General features: G+C 59.7%; 25 protein-coding genes. 16 read left to right on the top strand and 9 right to left on the bottom strand.

Translation table 11 applies throughout. The features are described 5' to 3' along the window. Nucleotides 1–13 precede the first annotated feature (13 nt). From ACM110_RS17385 to ACM110_RS17375, 3 genes are all read right to left on the bottom strand, one after another. Nucleotides 14–655 (bottom strand): thiol:disulfide interchange protein DsbA/DsbL, encoded by a 642-nt coding sequence (locus ACM110_RS17385; RefSeq protein WP_416128738.1) that lies wholly within the window; start codon nucleotides 653–655, stop codon nucleotides 14–16. A gap of 199 nt (nucleotides 656–854) precedes the next feature. Continuing rightward, entirely contained in the window at nucleotides 855–1,484 is a 630-nt protein-coding gene (locus ACM110_RS17380) for a c-type cytochrome (protein ID WP_416128737.1), read from the bottom strand. Between the two features lie 46 nt (nucleotides 1,485–1,530). After that, a complete protein-coding gene (locus ACM110_RS17375) occupies nucleotides 1,531–1,821 on the bottom strand; it encodes a c-type cytochrome (RefSeq protein ID WP_338584009.1) in 291 nt (96 codons plus the stop codon). Between the two features lie 191 nt (nucleotides 1,822–2,012). Between ACM110_RS17375 and yihA the strand changes: the two genes are divergently transcribed. Continuing rightward, entirely contained in the window at nucleotides 2,013–2,657 is a 645-nt protein-coding gene (yihA, locus tag ACM110_RS17370; RefSeq protein ID WP_150733984.1) for a ribosome biogenesis GTP-binding protein YihA/YsxC, read from the top strand. 321 nt (nucleotides 2,658–2,978) lie between these two features. Here yihA and polA read toward each other — a convergent pair whose 3' ends face one another. Beyond that, complete coding sequence (gene polA, locus ACM110_RS17365; RefSeq protein ID WP_416128736.1) at nucleotides 2,979–5,783, bottom strand: DNA polymerase I; 2,805 nt, start codon at nucleotides 5,781–5,783, stop codon at nucleotides 2,979–2,981. A gap of 74 nt (nucleotides 5,784–5,857) precedes the next feature. Between polA and ACM110_RS17360 the strand changes: the two genes are divergently transcribed. After that, on the top strand, nucleotides 5,858–6,148 hold the full coding sequence (locus ACM110_RS17360; RefSeq protein WP_416128735.1) for a DUF2782 domain-containing protein: 291 nt from the start codon (nucleotides 5,858–5,860) through the stop codon (nucleotides 6,146–6,148). A gap of 57 nt (nucleotides 6,149–6,205) precedes the next feature. Then, nucleotides 6,206–7,159 carry a homoserine kinase gene (locus ACM110_RS17355; protein ID WP_416128734.1) on the top strand — a complete coding sequence of 318 codons (954 nt, stop codon included), beginning with the start codon at nucleotides 6,206–6,208 and terminating at the stop codon, nucleotides 7,157–7,159. A gap of 80 nt (nucleotides 7,160–7,239) precedes the next feature. On the opposite strand, the gene ACM110_RS17350 is transcribed toward ACM110_RS17355, so the two are convergent. Then, entirely contained in the window at nucleotides 7,240–8,160 is a 921-nt protein-coding gene (locus tag ACM110_RS17350; RefSeq protein WP_416128733.1) for a zinc ABC transporter substrate-binding protein, read from the bottom strand. A gap of 66 nt (nucleotides 8,161–8,226) precedes the next feature. Between ACM110_RS17350 and zur the strand changes: the two genes are divergently transcribed. From zur to ACM110_RS17330, 4 genes are read left to right on the top strand one after another with little or no spacing between them, the layout of a single operon-like run. After that, a complete protein-coding gene (gene zur / locus ACM110_RS17345) occupies nucleotides 8,227–8,709 on the top strand; it encodes a zinc uptake transcriptional repressor Zur (protein WP_338584014.1) in 483 nt (160 codons plus the stop codon). Further along, complete coding sequence (znuC, locus tag ACM110_RS17340; RefSeq protein ID WP_416128732.1) at nucleotides 8,709–9,494, top strand: zinc ABC transporter ATP-binding protein ZnuC; 786 nt, start codon at nucleotides 8,709–8,711, stop codon at nucleotides 9,492–9,494. Before zur ends, znuC begins: the two co-directional genes overlap by 1 nt. Then, nucleotides 9,487–10,275 (top strand): zinc ABC transporter permease subunit ZnuB, encoded by a 789-nt coding sequence (gene znuB, locus ACM110_RS17335; RefSeq protein ID WP_047535815.1) that lies wholly within the window; start codon nucleotides 9,487–9,489, stop codon nucleotides 10,273–10,275. The genes znuC and znuB overlap by 8 nt, the downstream gene beginning before the upstream one ends. A 37-nt stretch (nucleotides 10,276–10,312) precedes the next feature. After that, on the top strand, nucleotides 10,313–11,029 hold the full coding sequence (locus ACM110_RS17330) for a PA5502 family lipoprotein (RefSeq protein ID WP_416128731.1): 717 nt from the start codon (nucleotides 10,313–10,315) through the stop codon (nucleotides 11,027–11,029). A gap of 121 nt (nucleotides 11,030–11,150) precedes the next feature. Here the strand turns inward: ACM110_RS17330 and katE are convergent, their stop codons facing one another. Then, nucleotides 11,151–13,289 carry a catalase HPII gene (katE, locus tag ACM110_RS17325; protein WP_416128730.1) on the bottom strand — a complete coding sequence of 713 codons (2,139 nt, stop codon included), beginning with the start codon at nucleotides 13,287–13,289 and terminating at the stop codon, nucleotides 11,151–11,153. A gap of 209 nt (nucleotides 13,290–13,498) precedes the next feature. Here katE and ACM110_RS17320 point away from each other — a divergent pair, with 209 nt between their 5' ends. The 3 genes from ACM110_RS17320 to ACM110_RS17310 are packed head-to-tail and all read left to right on the top strand — an operon-like array spanning nucleotide 13,499 to nucleotide 16,014. After that, on the top strand, nucleotides 13,499–14,506 hold the full coding sequence (locus tag ACM110_RS17320) for a methionine ABC transporter ATP-binding protein (protein WP_416128729.1): 1,008 nt from the start codon (nucleotides 13,499–13,501) through the stop codon (nucleotides 14,504–14,506). Beyond that, a complete protein-coding gene (locus ACM110_RS17315) occupies nucleotides 14,506–15,180 on the top strand; it encodes a methionine ABC transporter permease (protein WP_338584019.1) in 675 nt (224 codons plus the stop codon). Before ACM110_RS17320 ends, ACM110_RS17315 begins: the two co-directional genes overlap by 1 nt. A 60-nt stretch (nucleotides 15,181–15,240) precedes the next feature. After that, nucleotides 15,241–16,014, top strand: a complete 774-nt coding sequence (locus ACM110_RS17310; protein ID WP_416128728.1) for a MetQ/NlpA family ABC transporter substrate-binding protein — start codon at nucleotides 15,241–15,243, stop codon at nucleotides 16,012–16,014. A gap of 148 nt (nucleotides 16,015–16,162) precedes the next feature. On the opposite strand, the gene aspA is transcribed toward ACM110_RS17310, so the two are convergent. Further along, nucleotides 16,163–17,587, bottom strand: coding sequence for an aspartate ammonia-lyase (gene aspA, locus ACM110_RS17305; RefSeq protein ID WP_020797941.1), 1,425 nt, complete (start codon nucleotides 17,585–17,587; stop codon nucleotides 16,163–16,165). A 180-nt stretch (nucleotides 17,588–17,767) separates the two neighbouring features. Here aspA and ACM110_RS17300 point away from each other — a divergent pair, with 180 nt between their 5' ends. From ACM110_RS17300 to ACM110_RS17280, 5 genes are all read left to right on the top strand, one after another. After that, entirely contained in the window at nucleotides 17,768–18,676 is a 909-nt protein-coding gene (locus tag ACM110_RS17300; RefSeq protein ID WP_416128727.1) for a LysR substrate-binding domain-containing protein, read from the top strand. 292 nt (nucleotides 18,677–18,968) lie between these two features. Further along, a complete protein-coding gene (gene purE, locus ACM110_RS17295) occupies nucleotides 18,969–19,460 on the top strand; it encodes a 5-(carboxyamino)imidazole ribonucleotide mutase (RefSeq protein WP_416128726.1) in 492 nt (163 codons plus the stop codon). A gap of 11 nt (nucleotides 19,461–19,471) precedes the next feature. Beyond that, nucleotides 19,472–20,554: a 5-(carboxyamino)imidazole ribonucleotide synthase gene (locus ACM110_RS17290; protein WP_416128725.1), complete on the top strand. Its 1,083-nt coding sequence runs from the start codon at nucleotides 19,472–19,474 to the stop codon at nucleotides 20,552–20,554. Between the two features lie 110 nt (nucleotides 20,555–20,664). Beyond that, the gene (locus tag ACM110_RS17285) at nucleotides 20,665–20,910 is read left to right on the top strand and encodes a GlsB/YeaQ/YmgE family stress response membrane protein (RefSeq protein ID WP_008030708.1); all 246 of its coding nucleotides are present in this window, start codon (nucleotides 20,665–20,667) and stop codon (nucleotides 20,908–20,910) included. 82 nt (nucleotides 20,911–20,992) lie between these two features. Further along, entirely contained in the window at nucleotides 20,993–21,529 is a 537-nt protein-coding gene (locus tag ACM110_RS17280; protein WP_338584023.1) for a DUF3299 domain-containing protein, read from the top strand. Between the two features lie 91 nt (nucleotides 21,530–21,620). Here the strand turns inward: ACM110_RS17280 and ACM110_RS17275 are convergent, their stop codons facing one another. Together ACM110_RS17275 and ACM110_RS17270 are read right to left on the bottom strand one after the other, a co-directional pair. Continuing rightward, nucleotides 21,621–22,520 carry a D-hexose-6-phosphate mutarotase gene (locus tag ACM110_RS17275; protein WP_416128724.1) on the bottom strand — a complete coding sequence of 300 codons (900 nt, stop codon included), beginning with the start codon at nucleotides 22,518–22,520 and terminating at the stop codon, nucleotides 21,621–21,623. A 72-nt stretch (nucleotides 22,521–22,592) separates the two neighbouring features. After that, nucleotides 22,593–22,997, bottom strand: coding sequence for an acyl-CoA thioesterase (locus tag ACM110_RS17270; protein WP_003176975.1), 405 nt, complete (start codon nucleotides 22,995–22,997; stop codon nucleotides 22,593–22,595). A gap of 363 nt (nucleotides 22,998–23,360) precedes the next feature. On the opposite strand from ACM110_RS17270, the gene ACM110_RS17265 reads away from it, so the two are divergent. Then, a complete protein-coding gene (locus tag ACM110_RS17265) occupies nucleotides 23,361–24,659 on the top strand; it encodes an MFS transporter (RefSeq protein WP_416128723.1) in 1,299 nt (432 codons plus the stop codon). The last annotated feature ends 170 nt before the right edge of the window (nucleotides 24,660–24,829 follow it).

Here is a 24,829-nt window from a genome sequence, read left to right as displayed (position 1 = left end):
GCGGTGGTTGCCCTTAGTTGGCGGCAGCCTTGTTAGCCGCTCGCTCTTTGTCGATCAGTTTGTCGGCCAGTTGCAGGGCTTGTTCGGCGCCACCGGCAGAGCCCACATCGAAGCGATATTTACCGTTGACGATAAGGGTTGGCACGCCGGTGATTTCATATTTCTTGGCCAGTTCGGTGGCCTTGTTGATCTGGCCCTTGATGGCGAAAGAGTCAAAAGTAGCCAGGAACTTGTCCTTGTCGACGCCCTGGGTGGCCAGGAAATCCGCCATGTCATTCTTGTCGGTCAGCTTCTTGTGTTCTTTCTGGATCGCTTCGAATACCGCAGCGTGAACCTTGTGCTCGACGCCCATGGCTTCAAGGGTCAGGAACATCTGGCCGTGAGCGTTCCACGGGCCGCCGAACATGGCTGGGATGCGGACGAAGTTCACGTCGGAAGGCAACTTCTCGACCCAAGGATTGATCACCGGTTCAAAAGCGTAGCAATGCGGGCAGCCGTACCAGAACAGCTCCACCACTTCGATCTTGCCAGGTACGGCAACCGGAACCGGGTTGCTCAGTTCGACGTAAGGGGCGGCTGGGGCTTCGGCGGCCTGGGCAGTCATGCCGAACAGGCTGGCAGCGGCAAAAACGGCGCTGATGATCAGATTACGCATGCTTCACTCCTGGACAAATTTATCGCCTCGCGCGACCTGTTTTCAGACAGGTCATGGCGGGCTTGAGTTCTGTAGTGTAACGGCAGCGGCCACAAAAAAGGGCGGCCAAAGCCACCCTTTTTATACTTGCTGCGACGGATTAATCGAGCGTTAACGTTGCAAGAGATGAATGCCTTGCGCAACGCCCGATTCGCCGGTCTTAGTGCAGGCCTTGAATGTAGCTGGACACTGCGGCGATGTCTTCATCGCTCAGCTTTTTGGCAATACTCTGCATTGGTTTTGTATCGCCGTCGTTGTTGCGGCCACCTTCTTCCTTGCGGAAGTCGGTCAGTTGCTTGGCGATGTATTGAGCGTGTTGGCCACCGAGGTGCGGGAAGCCGGCGGCTGCGTTGCCTGCGCCATTAGGCGAGTGGCAACCGGTGCAGGATGGCAGGCCCTCGGCCAGGTTGCCGCCACGGAACAGGGCTTCACCGCGAGCGACGATTTTCGGGTCGGCGGCGCCGACGCTGCCTTTCTGGCTGGCGAAGTAGGCGGCGATGTCCGCCAGATCCTGATCGCTCAGGTTGGTCAGCAGGCCGGTCATTTCCAGAACGGTGCGCTTGCCCGACTTGATGTCGTGCAGTTGCTTGGTCAGGTAGCGTTCACCTTGACCCGCGAGTTTTGGAAAGTTTGGCGCCATGCTATTGCCATCCGGGCCGTGGCAGGCGCCACAGACGGCGGCTTTGGCCTGGCCTGCGGCGGCGTCACCCGGTTTTACTGGCTCACCTGCAGCATGGGCAATGCCGGAGATTCCCACGGTCAACAGCAGACTCACGATCAATTTCTTCATCAGCTAATCCAACTACGGCTAAGGGTTAAAGAGTTATGGACCGGGTTTACTCGCTCATCCACTGGATGATGGCTTGGTAATCCTCGGCACTGCAGTCCATGCACAAACCACGCGGCGGCATCGCCTTGAAACCCTGGGTCACGTGTTGCACCAGCGTCTCCATACCTTTCGCCAACCTCGGCGTCCAAGCTTCCTGATCGCCTCTCTTGGGCGCCATGGGTAGTTGGCCGGAATGACAGGCACCACAAACACGGTTGTACACAGCTTCCGGATCCTGTGTAGCCTGAGCGCTGTAAAGCGGCATCAAGACACCGGCAGCTAGCAGCCATTTCGTCATAAAACGACCTTTTCAGGGTTGAGAGCGTGCTGCGTTCTAATGCGCAATCAAGGTCTGTCGCTCTCGTGAACTTCATCCTACGCTGGGACAAAGCGCACACAAAATCTGCGGCATTATATACTGGCGTCACTGAAACGGAAGCGACACCGCTTGCCGCGCCCATTCCCGGCGCCCCCCACATCGGAAATCCCATGCAACTCAAGAATCCCATCCTCGGTCTGTGCCAACAGTCCACCTTCATGCTCAGCGCCGCCAAAGTCGACCAATGTCCGGACGACGAGGGTTTTGAAGTCGCCTTCGCCGGGCGTTCCAACGCGGGCAAGTCCAGTGCGCTTAACACCCTGACTCACGCCAGCCTGGCGCGCACCTCGAAAACTCCGGGTCGCACACAGCTATTGAACTTCTTCAAGCTAGACGATGAACGCCGTCTGGTCGACCTGCCGGGTTACGGTTATGCAAAAGTGCCGATCCCGCTCAAGCAACACTGGCAGCGTCACCTGGAAGCGTATCTGGGTGGCCGCGAGAGTTTGAAAGGTCTGATTCTGATGATGGACATCCGTCATCCAATGACCGATTTCGACCTGCTGATGCTCGATTGGGCTGTGGCCGCCGGCATGCCGATGCACATTCTGCTGACCAAAGCAGACAAGCTGACCTACGGCGCGGCGAAGAACACGTTGCTCAAGGTGCAGTCGGAAATTCGTAAGGGCTGGGGCGATCTGGTGACCATCCAGCTGTTCTCGGCGCCAAAACGCATGGGCCTGGAAGACGCCTACACGGTGCTGGCAGGCTGGATGGAGCTGGCGGACAAGGGTTCCGAGGCGGAGGCTCAGTAAGGATCGAAAACTGCCTGTGGCGCGCTCAGGCAGTTTTCTCCGGGCAAAAAAAACCCCGGACTTCTTATGGGGAGGGGGAAGTTCCGGGGTTCAAGTTCTAGACCGCTAGGGCGGGGTCCAGATATCTGCCAACACTTAACACAACATAGGAGCATCGAAGGGCTTCACCAGCCATTCAGTAACTCTGAGTGGTGTTTCTCCAGATTAGTTCAGAATTTTTTCAAATGCCTTTGGAATAACCCCAAGCACGATCCGGACTAAGCGCCGTTCACCCTTCTGCCGCGGCACTATGCCGCAGCAGAAATCGCCTTTTCAGACGGCTCAGTGAGCCTCATCCCAGTTATTTCCTACGCCTACCTCCACCAACAGCGGAACATCCAGCTTCGCCGCGCCGCTCATGTACGCGCGAATCTCGTTGCTGACCTGGTCGACCAAATCTTCACGCACTTCAAGCACCAGTTCATCGTGCACCTGCAGGATGACTTTGGCATCGAGACCGGACGACGTCAGCCAGTTGTCCACGGCAACCATGGCTTTCTTGATGATGTCGGCCGCGGTGCCTTGCATCGGCGCGTTGATCGCCGTGCGTTCGGCGGCGGCGCGTTCTTGCGGTTTATTGGAGTTGATCTCCGGCAGATACAACCGGCGCCCGAAGAACGTCTCGACAAAACCTTGCTCCGCCGCCTGCGCGCGGGTGCGGTCCATGTACTCGCGAACGCCGGGGTAACGGGCGAAATAAGTGTCGATATAAGCCTTCGCTGTCTTGGTATCGACACCGATGTCCTTACCGAGTTTCTGCGCACCCATGCCGTATATCAGGCCGAAGTTGATCGCCTTGGCGCCGCGTCGCTGGTCGGAAGTCACGTCCGTCAGTTCGACCTTGAACACTTCGGCGGCGGTGGCGGTATGCACGTCCAGATTGTGGCGGAAGGCGTTCATTAACCCTTCATCCTTGGACAAGTGCGCCATGATCCGCAACTCGATCTGCGAATAGTCCGCCGCCAGCAATTTGTAACCGGTCGGGGCAACGAAGGCCTGGCGGATGCGGCGTCCTTCGGCGGTGCGCACCGGGATGTTCTGCAGGTTCGGATCACTGGAAGACAGACGCCCAGTGGACGCTACGGCCTGGTGATACGAAGTGTGAATCCGACCGGTGCGAGGGTTGATCTGCTCCGGCAAGCGGTCGGTGTAGGTGCTTTTCAGCTTGCTCATGGAACGGTATTCCATCAGCACCTTGGGTAACCGATAGTCGTCCTCGGCCAGTTTGGCCAGCACTTCTTCGGCGGTGGACGGTTGGCCCTTGGCGGTTTTCTTCAGTACCGGCAGACCGAGTTTCTCGTAGAGGATCACGCCCAGTTGCTTGGGCGAACCGAGGTTGAACTCTTCACCGGCGATCTCGAAAGCTTCGCGCTCCAGCGCAACCATCTTCTCGCCCAGCTCGATGCTCTGGACGCCAAGCAGCGCGGCGTCGACGTATGCACCCTGGCGTTCAATTCGTGCCAGCACTGGCACCAGCGGGATCTCGATGTCGGTCAGCACACTGGCCAGACTCGGGATGGCCGTGAGTTTTTCGAACAGCGCCTGGTGCAGACGCAAGGTGATGTCGGCGTCTTCGGCGGCATACGGGCCTGCCTGTTCCAGGGCGATCTGGTCGAAGGTCAGTTGCTTCGCGCCTTTGCCGGCGATGTCCTGGAAACTCACCGTAGTGTGATCCAGGTACTTTTGAGCCAGGCTGTCCATGTCGTGGCGAGTTGCCGTGGAATTGAGCACGTAAGACTCAAGCATCGTGTCGAAGGCAATGCCGCGCACGGTGATGCCGTTCGCTTGATCGCCGCCGATGGCGCAATTGGCCAGGATGTTCATGTCGAACTTGGCGTGCTGGCCGACCTTGAGTTTGTTCGGGTCTTCCAGAATCGGCTTTAGCGCGCGTAATACGGTGTCGCGATCCAGTTGCTCGGGCACACCGATGTAGGAATGGGTCAGCGGGATGTAGGCCGCTTCGTTGGCCTGCACCGCGAACGACAGGCCGACCAGTTGCGCCTGTTGCGCGTCGATGCCGGTGGTTTCGGTATCGAAGGCGAACAGCTTGGCGTTGTTCAGTTTTTCCAGCCAGACGTCGAAACGCGCCTGATCGAGGATGGTTTCATACGCGGCCTCAGCGGCGGCGGCCGGCGCTTCGACCTCGGAGGCGCTGAACAGATCGGTGGCTGGTGCGGGCTCAGCGGCAGCGCTCAGCTCAAGGCGTTTGGCGTCGCGATCAAGGTCGTTCAACCAGCTCTTGAATTCCAGCAGGGTGTACAACTCGTAGAGTTTGGCCGGATCTTCCGCGCCCATTTGCAGGTCATCGAGGCCGATGTCCAGCGGCACGTCGACCTTGATTGTTGCCAGTCGATAGGAGAGGAATGCCATCTCCTTGTGTTCTTCGAGCTTGGCCGGCAGGGTCTTGGCGCCGCGAATCGGCAGGGTCGGGACGATGTCGAGCTGCGCGTAGAGCTCGGTCAGGCCACCGTTCACGCCGACCAGCAAGCCAGAAGCAGTCTTCGGTCCGATGCCCGGAACGCCCGGAATGTTGTCGGACGAATCGCCCATGAGCGCCAGATAATCGATGATCTGCTCGGGAGCGACGCCGAATTTCTCCTTCACGCCCTCCACGTCCATGCTGCTACCGGTCATGGTATTGACCAAGGTAATGTGGCCGTCGACCAGTTGCGCCATGTCCTTGTCGCCGGTGGAGATGATCACCGGGCGGTCAGCGGCGGCACTGCTGCGGGCCAGGGTGCCGATCACGTCGTCGGCTTCGACGCCTTCGACGCACAGCAACGGGAAGCCCAGGGCGATCACGCTCTGGTGCAGCGGCTCGATTTGCACGCGCATGTCATCGGGCATGCTCGGACGGTTGGCTTTGTATTCGGCGAACATTTCATCGCGAAATGTCCCGCCCTTGGCATCGAACACCACGGCGAACGGGCTGTTCGGGTACTGCTTGCGCAGGCTCTTGAGCATGTTCAACACGCCCTTGACCGCACCGGTCGGCAGGCCTTTGGACGTGGTCAGCGGTGGCAGCGCGTGAAAGGCGCGGTATAGGTAAGACGAACCGTCCACCAGGACGAGGGGGGCTTGGCTCATGAGCAGGATCAACCTTTTCGGCGGGTCCGGCGCTAGAATAGCGGGACCGTTGACGACAAAGGGACAAGGTTATCATGCGCACACTAAATCGCCTGTTGCTGGCTGGCTTGTTTGCAATCGCACCATTGGCCGTCATGGCGGCGGACGATGCACCAACGCCGGAACCGGACGTGACCATTCGCACGGAAGGCGACAACACCATCAAGGAATACCGCCAGAATGGCTTCCTGTATGCCATTCAGGTAACGCCGAAGGGCGGAAAGCCGTACTTTCTGGTGCGCGCCGACGGAACGGATGCAAACTTTATCCGCTCGGATCAGCCCGATATGCTGATTCCGTCGTGGAAGATCTTTGAGTGGAAGTAGTTTCTTAATTTCAATCGGCGCTGGCTCAACAGCGGCGCCCGTACTGGCAGCTTAAACATGTCTGTGTTCACCCCCCTGGCTCGGCCCGAGCTGGAAGCTTTTCTCGCCCCTTATGGCCTCGGCCGCCTGCTTGATTTCCAGGGGATTGCCGCCGGTAGCGAAAACACCAATTTCTTTATCAGCCTGGAGCAGGGCGAATTTGTCCTGACCCTGGTCGAGCGCGGCCCGGTCCAGGAGATGCCGTTTTTTATCGAATTGCTCGACGTGCTGCACGAAGCCGATCTGCCGGTGCCTTACGCCATCCGCACCACCGACGGCGTCGCGCTGCGTGAACTGGCCGGCAAGCCTGCGCTGTTGCAACCGCGCCTGGCCGGCAAACACATCAAGCAAGCCAACGCGCAGCATTGTGCGCAGGTGGGTGAGCTGCTCGGTCATCTGCACCTGGCGACCCAGGCCGAAAACATGATCAAGCGCAAGACTGATCGTGGCCTGGACTGGATGCTGGAAGAGGGCGCGCAGTTTCTGTCGCACCTGAATCCAGAGCAGAAAGAGCTGCTGCAAAAGGCACTGGAAGAAATCACCCGGCAGAAGGAGAAAATCCTGGCGCTGCCTCGCGCCAATATCCACGCCGACCTGTTCCGCGACAATGCGATGTTCGAAGGCACGCACCTGACCGGTCTGATCGACTTCTACAACGCCTGTTCCGGGCCGATGCTGTACGACGTGGCGATTGCCTTGAACGACTGGTGTTCCGATGAGCAAGGCTTGATCGACGGGCCGCGAGCGCGGGCGTTGTTGGGTGCTTATGCCGCGTTGCGCCCGTTCACCGCTGTCGAAGCCGAGCTGTGGCCGACCCTGTTGCGGGTGGCGTGTGTGCGGTTTTGGTTGTCGCGCTTGATCGCGGCGGAATCGTTCGCTGGGCAGGATGTGCTGATTCACGATCCGATGGAGTTTCAATTGCGTCTGGCGCAGCGGCAGACGGTCAATACGCCGCTGCCTTTCGCCCTTTAAAAGCAAAAGATCGCAGCCTGCGGCAGCTCCTACGCCGATCAATGTAGGAGCTGCCGCAGGCTGCGATCTTTTTTATAGGGTTACAACGACTCCAGGCATCCCGCCAAATCATTCCCCAACTTCTCCAGCACCTGCTCGTACCCTTGAGCAGTCGCCGGCGTGTACCCGCCCAACGCATCCAGTTCCGCCAGTTTCACCGGCAGGCCCGCTACCAGCGTTTCCGCCAGACGCGGACGCAACGGCGGTTCGCTGAACACGCAGGTCTTGCCGACTTCCTGCAATCGCGCGCGCATCGCCGCGACGTGCTGTGCACCGGGTTGCACTTCGGCAGCGACGCTGAACACGCCAGCGTGCTTGAGGCCGTAGGCATCTTCGAAGTAGTCGAAAGCCTCGTGGAACACGAAGTAGGGTTTGCCTTCAACACTGGCCAGACGTTTCTTCAGCCGTAGGTCGAGGGCGTCGAGGCGCTCATCGAACGCCTTGAGGTTGCTCTGATAGCGCGGGGCATTGGCAGGATCGGCCGCACTCAGGTCAGCGGCCATTTTCGTGGCGATGACTCGGGCGTTGATCGGCGACAGCCACAAATGCGCGTCAAGGCTGCCCGGGCGATGATCGTGATCATGTTCGTCGGCTTCTTCGGCGTGAGAGTGGTTATCTTCGGCGAAGTGACGCAGTTTCAGGCCAGGCAGGTCCTGCACGGCGACGCTTGGCAGCGTACGACCGTTCAGCACGCGCGGCAGGAAACCTTCCATGTCCGGGCCGATCCAGTACAGCAGATCCACCGATTGCACCTTCCGTACGTCGGACGGACGCAAGGCATAGTTATGCGGCGAGGCGCCGGGTGGCAGCAAGACTTCCGGAATCGCCACGCCGTCCTGCACCGCAGCGGCGATCAGCTGTAGTGGCTTGATGCTGGTGAGGACCTTGACCTCGGCTTGCGCCGAACCGATCAGCAGAAAACTTGCGACAAATGCGACAAAGATAGAAAAAAGTCGGGACACGATGACCACTCGAAGAGGCGAGAACGGGTAACATAATAACGTCTCTCACAAAACTCGTCGCCGCTCATGCCTAAAACACCGATTGCCAGCCGTCCCCACGACCACTCTCATTGCGTGCACAGCGCTCTGTCTGAGGCCGATGCCCTGTGCGCACGTCAAGGCCTGCGCCTGACCGCGTTGCGGCGGCGGGTGCTGGAACTGGTGTGGCAGAGCCACAAGCCGCTGGGTGCCTACGACATCCTCGCCGTGCTCAGCGAGCAGGACGGCCGCCGCGCCGCGCCACCAACCGTGTACCGCGCGCTGGATTTCCTGCTGGAAAACGGCCTGGTGCACCGCATCTCCTCGCTCAACGCCTTTATCGGCTGCAATCACCCGGAACACGCCCACCAGGGTCAGTTCCTGATCTGCCGTGAATGCCACGCGGCCATTGAGCTCGAACAGAAATCCATCAGCGACGCGATCATCGTCAGCGCGAAGGATGTCGGGTTTGTCGTCGAAGGCCAGACCGTCGAAGTAGTCGGTCTCTGTTCGGGTTGCCAGGGGGCTTGATGAGCAACGCGCTGATCCGCCTCGAGCAGGTTGCCGTCACATTTGCAGGGCAAACGGTGCTGGATAACATCGAGCTGAGCGTCGAGCCGGGGCAGATCGTCACCCTGATCGGCCCGAATGGCGCCGGCAAGACCACGCTGGTGCGCGCCGTGCTCGGCCTGTTGAAACCCGATAGCGGCAGCGTCTGGCGCAAGCCGAAATTGCGGGTCGGCTACATGCCGCAAAAGCTTCACGTCGATCCGACGCTGCCGCTCTCGGTGCTGCGCTTTTTGCGTCTGGTGCCGGGCGTGGACCGTGCAATGGCGTTGTCCGCGCTCAAGGAAGTCGGCGCCGAGCAGGTGATCGACAGCCCGGTGCAAAGTGTCTCCGGCGGTGAAATGCAGCGTGTACTGCTGGCGCGCGCTTTGTTGCGCGAACCGGAATTGCTGGTGCTCGACGAGCCGGTACAAGGCGTCGACGTAGCCGGCCAGGCCGAGCTTTATAGCCTGATCACCCGCCTGCGTGACCGTCACGGTTGCGGGGTGTTGATGGTCTCCCACGACTTGCATCTGGTGATGAGCACCACCGACCAGGTGGTTTGCCTGAATCGCCACGTCTGCTGTTCCGGCCACCCGGAACAGGTCAGCGGCGATCCGGCATTCGTCGAGCTGTTCGGAAAAAACGCACAGAGCCTGGCGATTTATCACCACCATCACGACCACGCCCACGATTTGCACGGCTCGGTGGTCAAGGCGCCCGCGTCGGGCCATAACCATGTTCACGGAGATAGCTGCAAGCATGGCTGATTTTCTGCTCTACGCCCTGCTTGCAGGTCTGGCCCTGGCAGTCGTTGCGGGCCCGTTGGGTTCTTTCGTGGTCTGGCGGCGCATGGCCTATTTCGGCGACACCCTGTCCCACGCGGCGTTGCTGGGTGTGGCGTTGGGCTTCCTGCTGGATGTCAGCCCGACCGTTGCCGTGACCGTCGGCTGCTTGCTGTTGGCGGTATTGCTGGTGACCTTGCAGCAGCGTCAGCCGCTGGCGTCCGACACGCTTTTGGGAATTCTCGCACCGAGCACCCTCTCTCTGGGTCTGGTGGTACTAAGCTTCATGCACGAAGTGCGGATCGACCTGATGGCGTATCTGTTCGGCGATCTGTTGGCGATCAGTCCGACCGATCTGGCCTGGATTCTCGGCGGCAGCGCGGCTGTTTTGGCCTTGCTGGTTGCGTTGTGGCGGCCCTTGCTGGCGATCACGGTGCATGAAGAGCTGGCCAGGGTCGAAGGTTTGCCTGTGGCGGGACTGCGCATGGCGTTGATGTTGCTGATCGCCGTGGTGATTGCTGTGGCGATGAAAATCGTCGGCGTATTGCTGATTACTTCGTTGCTGATCATCCCGGCGGCTGCGGCACAACGTCACGCCCGCTCGCCGGAACAGATGGCACTGGGCGCGAGCCTGCTGGGCATACTCGCCGTGTGTGGCGGGCTGGCGCTGTCCTGGTTCAAGGACACTCCGGCCGGACCGTCGATTGTTGTGACGGCTGCTGCACTGTTTTTGCTGAGTTTTGTTCTGCCCCGTCGAGGGGTGTAGACTTGCTCGTTTTTTGCGCAAATAGAGAGTCGCAGGAATGAAGTCGTTCGCCTCCCGTTATCTGCTCCTTGTCGCATTTTCTTTGCTGCTGGGCGCTTGCCAAAGCATGCCACCGGCGGCCACCGAGGCCCCGGATGGTCGGGCCACGGCCATTGCACAGCTTGAGCAAAGCCTGGCCAGCAGCGAACTGGCCACTGCCGAAGGTCAATTGGCCGCATTGCAGGCCGAATCGCCCAACGATCAATCCCTTGAGCAATACCAGCGGCAACTGGCCGAAGCCTATTTGCTGCGTAGCCAGATCGTGCTGCAAAAAGGTGATGTGAACGCTGCCGCTACGGCTCTGGCCCGCGCCCGCGCTCTGATGCCCAAGGCGCCAGCGCTGACCGGTGGCGTCAACGGTCCAATCGCTGAAGCTCGCAAGGCTGAACTGGAAAAAGCCGAAGCCGCTCTTAGAGCCGCTGAAGCGATGCCAAAAGCCAAAGTCATCGACCCGACGGCGGAAAGCACCACGGTTGCGCTGAATATCAACGATATGGGCAAGTTGCGTCGTCAGCTGGATGCCATCGCCGCCGATGTGGTGAATTACCAGTGTGATGTGAGCATTCAGGCGCCGCGTACAGATGACTATCCGTGGCTGGCTAACTTGCTGACCAAGCGAGTGAAGAAGCTGGATCCGCAGTTCGACTTGAACCTGCAGCGGCAGATTCTGCGCAGCGTACCGGCGCAGATGGTCCTGAGCCCGCGTAAACCTTAAAAGCATCGCGGGCAAGCCTTGCTCCTACAGGTTCAGTGTCGTTCACAGTCTCAACAAACGACACTGGACCTGTAGGAGCAAGGCTTGCCTGCGATGGCGATCTGACTAGCGCTAAAAATTGTCAGGCCGGAACAGCCTTGGCCTTCGCCTCTCTATCCCAAACCCGATGCTCCCCGATCGCCGCAAAAAACGCCTTGAACAGCTTGGCATCCGTCCCGACGATCAACCCCGCATCAGCCTCCAGCTTCAACACATCCAGCAACTGCTTCGCCTCGCCATGCAGCGCAATCGCCTTCAAGTGTTTGTAAGCCTCCAGCAAATAATGCAGTGCCACGCCATCAGTGCTCAGCGCCTTGATCGACGCTGCGCCACCGGGCACGAACACCGCGTCAAATGCCACTGAAGGCAAGCCTTCCATGGACGCATCCACGGGCAGCGTCTTGCCGTCGGCGGTTTTCACCGGCGCCGAGGTCGGCCCCAGCAGTTTGGCGTGGGCACCTTCGGCTTCCAGCGCTTTCTTCATCGCATCAATCGCCGCGCCATCCACGCCATTGGCTGCCAGGATCGCTACTTTGCGGGTCTTGATATCGGCGGGCAGCAGGTTGGCCTGACTCAACGCCGGCGAGCGCTCCAGCGAGATTTTCGGCACGTCGACCGTCCCGGCCGTCGGCGCTGGCAACCCGAGGTTTTGCGCCACCCGCTTGGCCAGTTCCAGATCGATATTGGCGAGGATTTCATTGACCTGCCTTGCACGAATGAACTCACGTTCGACCTTGCCCAGCTCGAAGCTGTAGGCGGAAATGATGTGTTCCTGCTCGTGCTTGCTCATGCTGTGGAAAAACAGCCGCGCCTGGGAAAAATGGTCGCTGAACGACTCGCTGCGTTGGCGGATCTTGTTGGCGTCAATGCGTTCCGGATAACTCTCGAAGCCGCCATCCTGCGCGGCAGGAGGCGTCTCTTTCGGCCAGCCCCCATCGATGGAATTCGGCTCGTAGGACGCGCGGCCCTTGTCGATGACGGTGCGATGCAACGCATCCCGCTGACCGCTATGGAACGGAGCAATGGGCCGGTTGATCGGGATCTCGTGAAAATTCGGTCCACCGAGTCGGCTGATTTGCGTGTCGGTGTAGGAAAACAGTCGACCTTGCAGCAACGGGTCGTTAGAGAAATCGATGCCCGGCACCACATGCCCGGGGCAGAACGCGACCTGTTCGGTCTCGGCAAAGAAGTTGTCCGGGTTGCGATTGAGCACCATTTTGCCAAGCGGCGTAATCGGGACGAGTTCTTCGGGAATGAGTTTGGTGGGGTCGAGGATGTCGAAATCGAAGGCGTGTTCGTTTTCCTCCTCGATAACCTGCACACCCAGCTCCCATTCCGGGTAGTCCCCCATCTCAATGGCTTCCCACAGATCGCGACGGTGGTAGTCGGTATCTTTACCCGCGAGCTTTTGCGCTTCGTCCCACACCAATGAACAAACTCCGGCTGTGGGACGCCAGTGGAATTTAACGAAACGAGACTTGCCCTCGGCATTGATCATGCGGAAGCTGTGCACGCCGAAGCCCTGCATGCTGCGCAGGCTTTTGGGGATGGCCCGGTCGGACATCGCCCAGATCACCATGTGCGCCGATTCCGGTTGCAGTGAAACAAAGTCCCAGAAGGTGTCGTGGGCTGACCCACCGGTAGGTATTTCGTTATGCGGCTCGGGTTTGACCGCGTGTACGAAGTCCGGAAACTTGATGGCGTCCTGAATGAAAAACACCGGCATGTTGTTGCCCACCAGGTCGTAGTTGCCTTCCTCAGTGAAAAATTTCACCGCGAAACCTCTGACGTCTCGCACGGTATCGCCTGAGCCGCGAGGGCCTTGCACCGTGGAAAAACGCACGAACACCGGTGTCTTCAGGTTTGGGTCTTGGAGGAAACCTGCCTTGGTCAGCACGCTGTGGTTCTCGTAGCTCTGGAAGTAACCATGGGCACCGACGCCCCGGGCGTGGACGATGCGCTCGGGAATGCGCTCATGGTCAAAGTGCGTGATCTTTTCACGCATGATGAAGTCTTCGAGCAGCGACGGCCCGCGAGCCCCGGCCTTCAAGGTGTTTTGATTGTCGGCCACCTTCACGCCTTGATTGGTGCGCAAGGCCTGGCCGGTGGCGTCGGAGCGGAATTTGTCCAGGCTATCAAGCTTGGCGTTGGTGTTGCTGCGATCCAGGGTATCGGTCCCGGCCAATTCGCTCTTGGTGGCGGCAGGCTTCTTGGTACTCATCAGGCATCTCTCCTCAGGCATTTTTCGGGGTGCCTAAGTAATGACTGATGACGTTTTTAGCCGTTCCTTTTATCTGACCTTTGATCGCGTTATTGCCAAAAGACTGGTGGAATGCGAAATAAATGCTAAGAACTGCTATACGGACAGGCTAAAATGCGCGCCCGGCTAACCGCTGATCCTTTTCCAACGCGCCCCACAAGGTTCGCTACGTGATCGAGTTTCAAAACGTCCATAAAACCTATCGCGTCGCCGGTAGGGATATCCCCGCCCTGCACCCGACCAATCTGACGATTGAGAACGGTCAGGTCTTTGGCCTGATCGGCCATTCCGGTGCGGGAAAAAGTACCCTGCTGCGTCTGATCAATCGCCTGGAAAACTCCAGCGGCGGCAAGATCATCGTCGACGGTGAAGAAGTCACGGCGCTCGACGCCAACGGTTTGCGCCGTTTCCGTCAGCAGGTCGGGATGATTTTCCAGCACTTCAACCTGCTGGCGTCCAAGACCGTGGCCGACAACGTCGCCATGCCGCTGACGCTGGCCGGTGAGCTGTCGCGCAGTGAAATCGATCAGCGCGTGGCCGAATTGCTGGCGCGGGTTGGCTTGTCCGATCACGCCAGGAAATACCCGGCGCAATTGTCCGGTGGCCAGAAGCAGCGTGTGGGCATCGCCCGCGCCTTGGCCACCAAGCCAAAAATCCTGCTGTGCGACGAAGCCACCAGCGCACTGGACCCGCAGACCACGGCGTCGGTCCTGCAATTGTTGGCCGAGATCAATCGCGAACTGAAGCTGACCATCGTGCTGATCACCCATGAAATGGACGTGATCCGCCGGGTCTGCGATCAAGTTGGCGTGATGGACGCGGGCGTGATCGTCGAGCAAGGACCGGTAGCAGATGTGTTCCTGCATCCGAAGCACGTAACCACCAAGCGCTTCGTGCAAGAAGACGAACAGATCGACGAAAGCGAGCAGCGCGACGACTTCGCTCACGTGCCGGGTCGCATCGTGCGTCTGACCTTCCAGGGCGAAGCAACCTACGCGCCGTTGCTGGGTACCGTCGCTCGCGAAACGGGCGTGGACTACAGCATCCTCGCCGGTCGTATCGATCGCATCAAAGACATTCCCTACGGGCAACTGACCCTGGCCGTGACCGGTGGTGACATGGAAGCGGCCTTCGCCCGCTTCACCGCAGCCGACGTCCACATGGAGGTGCTGCGTTAATGGAAGCCCTGACAAGTTTCTTCGCCAATATCGACTGGTTCGAAATCTGGCTGGCCACGGGCGACACCCTACTGATGCTCGGCGGTTCGCTGTTATTCACCGTGCTGCTGGGCCTGCCGCTGGGCGTGTTGCTGTTCCTCTGCAGCCCGCGCCAGTTGCTGGAAGCCAAAGGCGTCTACGCGATGTTGTCGCTGGTGGTGAACATCCTGCGTTCGTTGCCGTTCATTATTCTGTTGATCGTGATGATTCCGTTCACGGTGTTGATCACCGGCACGTCCCTTGGCGTCGCTGGTGCGATCCCGCCGCTGGTGGTCGGTGCCACGCCATTTTTCGCTCGACTGGTGGAAACCGCTCTGCGTGAAGTCGATCGCGGCATCATCGAAGCGACCCAGGCCATGGGCGCGACCACGCGGCAGATCATCACCAATGCCTTGTTGCCCGAAGCCCGTCCAGGCATCTACGCAGCGATTACGGTGACAGCCATTACGCTGGTGTCCTACACGGCGATGGCCGGTGTGGTCGGCGCGGGTGGCTTGGGTGACCTGGCTATCCGCTTCGGCTACCAACGTTTCCAGACCGACGTGATGGTGGTCACGGTGGTGTTGCTGCTGATACTGGTTCAAATACTGCAAACCGTCGGCGACAAACTGGTCGTCCACTTTTCCCGTAAGTAAGACCTGAGCCGGCCATTCGCTGGCAGGCGCCAAACGGGCGCCTCACATGGAGTTAGCTGAATGAAGAAACTACTTGTCGCGTTCGCTGCCGTTGCAGCCTTTTCCGCCCACGCTGCCGACACCCTGACTGTCGCGGCGACCCCGGTTCCGCACGCGGAAATCCTTGAGTTCGTTAAACCGGCGCTGGCCAAAGAAGGCGTCGACCTGAAGGTCAAAGTCTTCACCGACTATATCCAGCCGAACGTGCAAGTCGCGGAAAAACGCCTGGACGCCAACTTCTTCCAGCACCAGCCGTACCTCGATGAGTTCAACAAGGCCAAGGGCACCAATCTGGTATCCGTGGCTGGCGTGCATCTGGAACCGCTGGGCGCTTACTCCAGCAAATACAAAACCCTGGAAGAGCTGCCAAGTACCGCCACCGTGGTTATCCCGAACGACGCAACCAACGGCGGCCGTGCGCTGTTGCTGCTGGCCAAGGCTGGCGTGATCAAGTTGGCGGATGGGAACAACATCCTGTCGACCGTCAAGGACATCACCGAGAACCCGAAAAACCTGAAGTTCCGTGAGCTGGAAGCCGCGACCATCCCGCGCGTGCTGACCCAGGTCGACCTGGCGCTGATCAACACCAACTACGCGCTGGAAGCCAAGCTCGATCCGGCCAAGGATGCTCTGGTCATCGAAGGCAGCGATTCGCCTTACGTGAACATTCTGGTGGCGCGTCCTGATGACAAGGACAGCGATGCGATGAAGAAACTGGTTGCAGCGCTGCACAGCCCGGAAGTGAAAGCCTTCATTCTCGAGAAGTACAAAGGCGCGGTCGTGCCGGCGTTCTGATTGCGGATGAAACGAAAAAGGGGCGCATTGGATGCGCCCCTTTTTTTGTCCAAAAAAAAGGGCTTGGAGAGTGATCTCCAAGCCCTCAAAAGGTGAGAGGTGTCTAGTCCCTCGACCTGGTGAGCGGTGCTACAAGTGATGCGTCGGTTCAGGCTTTCAGCGGAACCAGACGCGGAGCAATCATGTTTTCCGGGCGCAGGATGTCGGCGAGCATGGCGTCGTCGAGCAAGCCTTCTTCGCGCACCAGTTCCAGCACGCCGCGGCCGCTTTCGAGCGCGATACGGGCGATGCGGGTGGCGTTTTCGTAGCCGATGTACGGGTTCAGCGCGGTGACCAGGCCGATCGAGTGCTCGACCAGTTCACGGCAACGTTCTTCGTTGGCGGTGATACCGGTGATGCAGTGCTCGCGCAGCATGTCCATGGCGCGTTGCAGCAGACGGATCGAGTCGAAGATCTTGAAGGCGATCAGCGGCTCCATCACGTTCAGTTGCAGTTGGCCGCCTTCGGCCGCGATGGTCAGGGCCAGGTCATTGCCGATGATCTGGAATGCCACCTGGTTTACCGCTTCCGGGATAACCGGGTTGACCTTGCCTGGCATGATCGAGCTGCCTGGCTGACGTGCCGGCAGGTTGATTTCGTTGATGCCGGTGCGTGGGCCGCTGGACAGCAGACGCAGGTCGTTGCAGATCTTCGACAGCTTGACCGCGGTGCGCTTGAGCATGCCGGAGAACAGCACGAAGGCGCCCATGTCGGACGTGGCTTCGATCAGGTCGGCTGCCGGTACCAGCGGATGACCGCTGATGGTGGCCAGGCGCTGTACGGCCAGGTGCTGGTAACGCGGGTCGGCGTTGATGCCGGTGCCGATCGCGGTGCCGCCCAGGTTCACTTCGGTCAGCAACTCAGGAGCCAGAGTCTTCAGGCGTGCCAGGTCTTCGCCCAGGGTAGTGGCGAAAGCACGGAATTCCTGGCCGAGGGTCATCGGCACGGCGTCTTGCAGTTGGGTACGGCCCATCTTCAGGACGTGGCTGAATTCTTCACCTTTGGCAGCGAACGACTGGATCAGGCTGTCGAGGCTGGCCAGCAGCGCGTCGTGACCCAGCAACAGACCCAGGCGGATCGCCGTCGGGTAAGCGTCGTTGGTCGACTGCGCCATGTTCACATCGTTGTTAGGGTGCAGGTACTGGTATTCGCCTTTCTGGTGACCCATCGCTTCAAGAGCAATGTTGGCGATCACTTCGTTGGCGTTCATGTTGGTGGAAGTACCAGCGCCACCTTGAATCATGTCCACCACGAATTCTTCGTGGAAGTCGCCGCGGATCAGTCGTGCACAGGCTTCGCTGATGGCAGCGTGCTTGGCTTCGCTCAGGTGACCCAGTTCGCGGTTGGCGTCAGCGGCGGCTTGTTTAACCATCGCCAGGCCGACTACCAGTTTCGGGTAATGCGAAATCGGAACGCCGGAGAGGCGGAAGTTATTCACCGCTCGCAGGGTCTGGATGCCGTAATACGCTTGAGCCGGTACTTCGAGTACGCCAAGCAGGTCTTTTTCTGTGCGGAATGATGCAGCGGAGGACATGATAGAAATCATCTCGATATGGACCCGGTCTGTGCCGGAACACTGCAAATGCTAGGCTCGTGGAGGATTTTGAGCCAATGCTGTTAAACACTGGCCTATGCATATTCGGCATAATGCCCGTGTGACGCCGGGTTGACGGCGAGCGTGTGACCTAAATTGGTGCGTGTCCGGGAGGACGTGATGAATCTGGAAAGCAAATGGCTGGAGGACTTTAGTGCCCTGGCCGCCACCCGCAGCTTCTCCCAGGCAGCGGAAAGACGCTTCGTAACGCAGCCGGCGTTCAGCCGGCGAATCCGCAGCCTCGAAGCGGCGTTGGGGCTGACGCTGGTCAATCGCTCGCGCACGCCAGTCGAACTGACGGCGGCTGGGCAATTGTTTCTGGTGACCGCGCGCACCGTGGTCGAACAGCTCGGTGAAGTGCTGCGCCATCTGCATCATCTGGAGGGCGGGCAGGGCGAAGTGATGCAGGTCGCTGCCGCGCACTCATTGGCGTTGGGATTCTTTCCGCGCTGGATTGCGCAACTGCGCAACGAAGGCTTGAACATTGCCACGCGGCTGGTGGCGACCAACGTTGGTGACGCGGTGCATGCGCTTCGTGAAGGCGGCTGTGATTTGATGCTCGCGTTCTATGACCCGGACGCGGCGATGCAGATGGACCCGGAAATTTTCCCTTCGCTGCACTTGGGGCACACCGAAATGTTGCCGGTGTGTGCGGCGGACGCCGACGGCAAACCGTTGTTCGACCTGGAGGGCGAGGCCAGCGTGCCACTGCTGGCCTACAGCGCCGGCGCGTTTCTCGGGCGCTCGGTGAACGGCTTGCTGCGCCAGCGGGCACTGCGATTTACCACGGTGTACGAAACGGCCATGGCCGACAGCCTGAAAAGCATGGCGCTGGAAGGGCTGGGGATTGCCTGGGTGCCTCAGCTCAGTGTGCGTGCCGAACTGGCGCGCGGCGAGTTGGTGGTGTGCGGCGGGCCACAATGGCATGTGCCGCTGGAGATTCGTTTGTATCGCTGTGCACTGGTGCGCAAGGCGAACGTGCGGTTGTTGTGGCGCAAGCTTGAAGGTGGCGCTGCACAGGCTTCCTGAAAAGATCGCAGCCTGCGGCAGCTCCTACATGTTGAAATGCGTTCCCCTGTAGGAGCTGCCGAAGGCTGCGATCTTTTGATCTTTTTGGCTGACCTTCGAGTCAATAAAACCGGGCCTTTGGCTCATTTGACAGATGGTCGTTTCAGGGGCTGTTTATCTGCTTCATTGAGGTATACTGCGCGGCCTTCGGCCGGTTACGACTGGCCATAATTCGTACAATCAAGCCACGCATTCTGCGTGGCTTGTTGTTTTTTGATGCGCCTGCGGGCGCCCAGAGAGAAGAGGCACGACGATGAGTGCATTGGTTGGCGTGATCATGGGCTCCAAGTCCGATTGGTCCACCCTTAGCCACACCGCCGATATGCTGGAAAAGCTCGGCATCCCTTACGAGGTGAAGGTGGTTTCTGCCCACCGCACCCCGGACCTGCTGTTCCAGTACGCTGAAGAAGCGCAAGCGCGTGGCATCGAGGTGATCATCGCCGGTGCCGGCGGCGCAGCCCACTTGCCTGGCATGTGTGCGGCCAAGACTCACCTGCCGGTGCTGGGCGTGCCGGTGCAATCGGCAATGCTCTCGGGCGTCGATTCGCTGCTCTCCATCGTGCAGATGCCGGCGGGCATTCCGGTTGCCACCCTGGCCATCGGCAAGGCCGGCGCGATCAACGCCGCGCTGCTGTCGGCGAGTATCCTGGGCGCCAAGCACCCGCAGTTCCACGAAGTGCTGAAAACCTTCCGCGCTGAGCAGACAGACAGCGTCCTGGAAAATCCAGACCCACGCATCGCCTGAGGTTGTTGACGATGAAGATCGGTGTAATCGGTGGCGGCCAGTTGGGTCGCATGTTGGCGCTGGCGGGCACTCCGCTGGGCATGAGCTTCGCTTTCCTCGACCCGGCGCCTGACGCGTGCGCGGCTGCATTGGGCGAACACCTGCGTGCCGATTACGGCGATCAGGACCACTTGCGTCAGTTGGCCGATGAAGTCGATCTGGTGACCTTCGAGTTCGAAAGCGTACCCGCCGAAACCGTGGCGTTCCTGTCGCAATTCGTGCCGGTCTATCCGAGCGCCGAAGCCCTGCGCATCGCCCGTGATCGCTGGTTCGAAAAGAGCATGTTCAAGGACCTGGGGATTCCAACCCCGGCGTTCGCCGACATTCAGTCCCAGGCTGACCTCGACGCCGCCGTGGCTTCCATCGGTCTGCCGGCCGTGCTGAAAACCCGCACCTTGGGTTACGACGGCAAGGGTCAGAAAGTCCTGCGTCGACCTGAAGACGTGGTCGGTACATTCGCCGAACTGGGCAGCGTGGCGTGCCTGCTGGAAGGCTTCGTGCCGTTCACCGGCGAAGTCTCGCTGATCGCCGTGCGTGCCCGCGATGGCGAAACCAAGTTCTACCCGCTGGTACACAACACCCACGACAGCGGCATTCTCAAGCTGTCCGTGGCCAGCACCGATCACCCGCTGCAAGCCCTGGCCGAAGATTACTCCAGCCGTGTGCTCAAGCAGCTGGACTACGTCGGCGTGATGGCGTTCGAGTTCTTTGAAGTCGACGGTGGCCTCAAAGCCAACGAAATCGCCCCGCGTGTGCACAACTCCGGGCACTGGACCACCGAAGGCGCCGAGTGCAGCCAGTTCGAAAACCACCTGCGGGCCGTTGCCGGTTTGCCGCTGGGTTCGACAGCCAAAGTCGGCGAGAGCGCGATGCTCAACTTCATCGGTAAAGTGCCAGACACCGACAAGGTTATTGCGATCGCCGATTGCCACCTGCATCACTACGGCAAGGCGTTCAAGGTCGGCCGCAAGGTCGGTCACGCCAACCTGCGTTGTGCAGACCGCGAAACCCTGGCCGCGCAAATCCTCAAGGTCGAAGCGCTGATCGCCGAGTAAACAGTTTCATGTGGCAGCGGCGGAACCATTGCGGTGCCGCCGTTCTCTCATGGCAGGATGCGAAAGTCTGACTAGGCTTTGGCATATCTACCAATTCAGAGGGAAATGCCATGGGAATCATCGGAACCATCTTTATCGGCTTGATCGTCGGCCTGCTCGCGCGGTTCCTGAAACCGGGCGATGACAGCATGGGCTGGATCATGACCATCCTGCTCGGTATCGGCGGTTCGCTGGCGGCCACTTACGGCGGCCAGGCCTTGGGCATCTACCAGGCCGGTCAAGGCGCCGGATTCATCGGTGCACTGGTCGGTGCCGTGGTGTTGCTGGTGATCTACGGCCTGATCAAAAAGAACTGATTCAAGCGACAAAGTCCTCTCGGCTGCGCAGTCCGGGAGGGCTAGAATGCTCGGCGTTTTCCTTTCCTTGCCGAGCATTTTCATGCGCCGTCTTTTGCTGACTCTTTTATTTCTCGGTTCGGGCCTTGCCCACGCTGGCGAGCTGCCGGAAACCGACTGGCTCGAACTGATGCCCAAGTCCGACCAGAAAGCCCTCGAGGCCATGCCCGAAATCGACCACGACTCCCCCGAAGCCACTGGCACCTTTACCGAAAAAGGTGGCATGAAGCAGAGCAAGGGCTTGCCGGCGGTGATGTATTCGACCAAGACCGTGGCGTCGATGAACGACAAGAACATCCGTATCGGTGGCTATCCGGTGCCGCTGGAGTCCGACGCCAAGGGCAACAGCACGTTGTTTTTCCTCGTGCCATATCCGGGCGCGTGCATCCACGTGCCGCCACCGCCGCCCAATCAACTGGTGCTGGTGCGCTATCCGAAGGGCTTGAAACTCAATGATATCTACACGCCGCTGTGGGTCACCGGCACGTTGAAGGTCGAGAAGGTCAGCAATGACCTGGCGGATGCGGCGTATGCGCTGGATGCGGCGAAAGTCAGAGTGGTGAAAGAGTCGGATTTGTAATCGGTTCGGCAAACAGCAAAAAAGATCGCAGCCTTCGGCAGCTCCTACAGGGATTGGTGTAAGAGCTGCCGAAGGCTGCGATCTTTTGATCTTAAAGTGGTTTGCTACCGACGCTCACGCCCAGTGTATGACTGGCGCCCGGCGCCAGGCTCACCACATCACCCATCACATTCGCCGTTTCGATGCACAGCATGCGCTGCCAGCCATCGTCGGCCATGTCGCTGAATGCGGCGGCGCGGTCGATCCATGGGTTCCAGATCACTGCCGTGCGCGAACCGGTACTGGTCAATTCGATGCGTCGTTCCCAAGCCGGATCGACGATGCTCAGCAGCGGCGGGGCATCAAGATAGATGCGGTCGGTTTCGCCGGTAAAGCGCAGATCACCGGATTGTTTCCTGGTCTTCCAGTCTTCCAGCGTCTCGATGTAGCTCAAGCCGTCCACGCCTTCGACATGCACGTTGCGCACGTCGCTGACGGCGAAATAGCTGTGCAAGGCCTGGCTGATGGTCACTGTTTCGGTGCCCACGTTGTGACTGGTCAGGCTGATGTGCAGTTGCTCATCGAGACGAATGCTCAGCTTCAAGTCCACCTGATGCGGCCAGCCTGGCAAACCACCTTCGGGGTAGGGCAGGAGGAATTCGACCTTCAGGCTTTCGCCCTCGGCTTCGATGCCGCCCAGTTCCCAGTCCATTGCCCGTACCAGGCCGTGGGCAGGTGCGGGCTCCTGGCTGACGCGCATCGCCTTTACGCTCGGCGGGTTGCGGTCGAAGTTGCCGAACCACGGCCAGCACACCGGCACGCCGGCGCGAATGCTCTTGCCGGTCTTGAACACTGCCTCATCGTTGAGCCAGATCAGCGGCGGTTGGCCGGCTAATTGATAACTGAGGATGTGAGCGCCTTGCTGGGCCACCAGCAACTCGGCCTGACCGTGGCGGATGCGCCAGCAGTTCAGTTCATCCAGTTTCACGGCTTCAACGTTGGGCGTGTTCATGGGACAGCTCTCGATCAGTAACAGGACTGCAATGGACCGTGAATCGGTCGTCGGGTTTAACGCTTCCCGGTTTTAACGAGCTCTGGACGGAACCGAGCGGGTACGGCCGCTGCCGTCGATGGCGACGAACACGAATACCGCTTCGGTCACTTTGCGCCATTCGCTGGACAGCGGATCGTCGCTCCAGACTTCAACCATCATCTGGATCGAGCTGCGTCCGATTTCCAGTGCCTGGGTATAGAAGGAGAGCTGAGCGCCCACCGCCACCGGTACCAGGAACGCCATGCGGTCGATCGCAACGGTGGCTACGCGCCCACCGGCGACCTTGCTGGCCATCGCCGTGCCGGCCAAATCCATCTGCGCCACCAGCCAGCCGCCGAAAATATCGCCAAAGCCGTTGGTTTCGCGCGGAAGCGCGGTGATTTGCAGGGCCAGGTCGCCTTGCGGGATCGGATCTTCTTGTTCGAGCTCTATCATGCCGGGGGTGCCTCTGACCCGTGACTCTTCGTTGGTGCTGCTGGTGGTAGCCGTCTTCGGGAAAAACGATTCAGCACCGAACATACTACGTTCGTCACGTTTTCCATAAGGCGCCTAAAGGGAAACTCTGCGAAATCGCCTATGAACCTGACAGGCGTTTTCGCACAGCAACCCTAACAAGCTGTCGCACAGTTGCGAGTATATCGGTCGGTAGACTCCGAGACGACCGTCCGGTTCTCATTTTGACCGTCAATTACGCGCCTCTATGTGCTTTTTCGAACAATTTGCTATCGTGCCGGACCTGCCCGAGCCCTTGCCTGCGTTGTCGGGGCGGCAGACCTGACTATAAGAGAAGCCTTTGTCATGACCACAGCGCCCTCAAGTATCGCGCAGCCTTCCCCATCCGCACGTCCGCTGACCCGCAACGACTACAAGACGCTATCGCTGTCGGCCCTTGGTGGTGCGCTGGAGTTCTACGATTTCATCATCTTCGTGTTCTTCGCCACGGTGGTGGGCAAGCTGTTCTTCCCGGCGGACATGCCCGAGTGGCTGCGCTTGATGCAGACCTTCGGCATCTTCGCCGCCGGCTATCTGGCGCGGCCGTTGGGCGGCATCGTGATGGCTCACTTCGGCGACCTGCTGGGGCGCAAGAAGATGTTCACCCTGAGCATTTTCATGATGGCGGTGCCGACCCTGATCATGGGCCTGCTGCCGACCTACGCGCAGATCGGCATGTGGGCGCCGATCCTGTTGCTGCTGATGCGCGTCATCCAGGGCGCGGCGATTGGTGGTGAAGTGCCCGGCGCCTGGGTCTTCGTTTCCGAACACGTGCCGCAACGCCATATCGGCTATGCCTGCGGCACCCTGACCAGCGGCCTGACGGCGGGCATCCTCCTGGGTTCATTGGTCGCCACGGCGATCAACAGCATTTACACCCCGGTTGAAGTGGCGGATTACGCGTGGCGGATCCCGTTCCTGCTGGGTGGCGTGTTCGGTTTGTTCTCGGTGTACCTGCGCCGCTGGCTGCACGAAACCCCGGTATTCGCCGAGCTGCAACAGCGCAAGGCCCTGGCCGAAGAAGTGCCGCTGCGCGCGGTGTTGCGTGATCATCGTGGTGCGATTGCCATTTCGATGCTGCTGACCTGGCTGCTGTCCGCCGCCATCGTGGTGCTGATTCTGATGACCCCGACCGTATTGCAAACGGTCTATCACTTCTCGGCAACCACGTCGCTGCAAGCGAACAGCGTGGCGATCGTGTTCCTGAGTTTTGGTTGCATCATCGCCGGCGCACTGGCCGATCGTTTCGGTGCGGGACGCGTCTTCGTGGTCGGCTGCACGGCGCTGCTGGCCAGTTCGTGGACCTTCTACCACAGCCTGGCCGATCATCCCGACTGGCTGTTCCCGCTGTACGCCGTGACGGGTCTTCTGGTCGGCACCATCGGCGCGGTGCCATACGTGATGGTCAAGGCATTCCCGCCGGTGGTGCGCTTCAGCGGTCTGTCGTTCTCCTACAACGTCGCCTATGCGATTTTCGGTGGATTGACGCCGATGATCGTCAGCCTGTTGCTCAAGGAAAGCCCGATGGGGCCTGCCTATTATGTGGCGGTGTTGTGTGGTGTCGGGATTCTGGTGGGGGCGTATCTCTGGAAGAAGGGTCGCTGATCCAGTTTCTGCACCGACTGAACTGATGCTATCGCGAGCAGGCTCACTCCTACATTTGGAACGCATTTCAACTGTAGGAGTGAGCCTGCTTGCGATTGGGGGCACCACGAATCATCCAGTAAAAACTCGAATACTGGCCTTTCATCCAATTGTCATATTTCAGCCATAGA

It is taken from the genome of Pseudomonas sp. NFX98, from assembly GCF_047784845.1.
GTDB lineage: Bacteria > Pseudomonadota > Gammaproteobacteria > Pseudomonadales > Pseudomonadaceae > Aquipseudomonas.
Note: the sequence above shows the minus strand (reverse complement) of the source record. Positions and strands in the feature narration are given on the sequence as shown.

Coding starts and splice junctions, on each gene's coding strand:
- ACM110_RS17385 (WP_416128738.1), bottom strand. CDS start 655: ATGCGTAATCTGATCATCAGCGCCGTTTTTGCCGCTGCCAGCCTGTTC.
- ACM110_RS17380 (WP_416128737.1), bottom strand. CDS start 1,484: ATGAAGAAATTGATCGTGAGTCTGCTGTTGACCGTGGGAATCTCCGGC.
- ACM110_RS17375 (WP_338584009.1), bottom strand. CDS start 1,821: ATGACGAAATGGCTGCTAGCTGCCGGTGTCTTGATGCCGCTTTACAGC.
- yihA (WP_150733984.1), top strand. CDS start 2,013: ATGCAACTCAAGAATCCCATCCTCGGTCTGTGCCAACAGTCCACCTTC.
- polA (WP_416128736.1), bottom strand. CDS start 5,783: ATGAGCCAAGCCCCCCTCGTCCTGGTGGACGGTTCGTCTTACCTATAC.
- ACM110_RS17360 (WP_416128735.1), top strand. CDS start 5,858: ATGCGCACACTAAATCGCCTGTTGCTGGCTGGCTTGTTTGCAATCGCA.
- ACM110_RS17355 (WP_416128734.1), top strand. CDS start 6,206: ATGTCTGTGTTCACCCCCCTGGCTCGGCCCGAGCTGGAAGCTTTTCTC.
- zur (WP_338584014.1), top strand. CDS start 8,227: ATGCCTAAAACACCGATTGCCAGCCGTCCCCACGACCACTCTCATTGC.
- znuC (WP_416128732.1), top strand. CDS start 8,709: ATGAGCAACGCGCTGATCCGCCTCGAGCAGGTTGCCGTCACATTTGCA.
- znuB (WP_047535815.1), top strand. CDS start 9,487: ATGGCTGATTTTCTGCTCTACGCCCTGCTTGCAGGTCTGGCCCTGGCA.
- ACM110_RS17330 (WP_416128731.1), top strand. CDS start 10,313: ATGAAGTCGTTCGCCTCCCGTTATCTGCTCCTTGTCGCATTTTCTTTG.
- katE (WP_416128730.1), bottom strand. CDS start 13,289: ATGAGTACCAAGAAGCCTGCCGCCACCAAGAGCGAATTGGCCGGGACC.
- ACM110_RS17315 (WP_338584019.1), top strand. CDS start 14,506: ATGGAAGCCCTGACAAGTTTCTTCGCCAATATCGACTGGTTCGAAATC.
- ACM110_RS17310 (WP_416128728.1), top strand. CDS start 15,241: ATGAAGAAACTACTTGTCGCGTTCGCTGCCGTTGCAGCCTTTTCCGCC.
- aspA (WP_020797941.1), bottom strand. CDS start 17,587: ATGTCCTCCGCTGCATCATTCCGCACAGAAAAAGACCTGCTTGGCGTA.
- ACM110_RS17300 (WP_416128727.1), top strand. CDS start 17,768: ATGAATCTGGAAAGCAAATGGCTGGAGGACTTTAGTGCCCTGGCCGCC.
- purE (WP_416128726.1), top strand. CDS start 18,969: ATGAGTGCATTGGTTGGCGTGATCATGGGCTCCAAGTCCGATTGGTCC.
- ACM110_RS17290 (WP_416128725.1), top strand. CDS start 19,472: ATGAAGATCGGTGTAATCGGTGGCGGCCAGTTGGGTCGCATGTTGGCG.
- ACM110_RS17285 (WP_008030708.1), top strand. CDS start 20,665: ATGGGAATCATCGGAACCATCTTTATCGGCTTGATCGTCGGCCTGCTC.
- ACM110_RS17280 (WP_338584023.1), top strand. CDS start 20,993: ATGCGCCGTCTTTTGCTGACTCTTTTATTTCTCGGTTCGGGCCTTGCC.
- ACM110_RS17275 (WP_416128724.1), bottom strand. CDS start 22,520: ATGAACACGCCCAACGTTGAAGCCGTGAAACTGGATGAACTGAACTGC.
- ACM110_RS17270 (WP_003176975.1), bottom strand. CDS start 22,997: ATGATAGAGCTCGAACAAGAAGATCCGATCCCGCAAGGCGACCTGGCC.
- ACM110_RS17265 (WP_416128723.1), top strand. CDS start 23,361: ATGACCACAGCGCCCTCAAGTATCGCGCAGCCTTCCCCATCCGCACGT.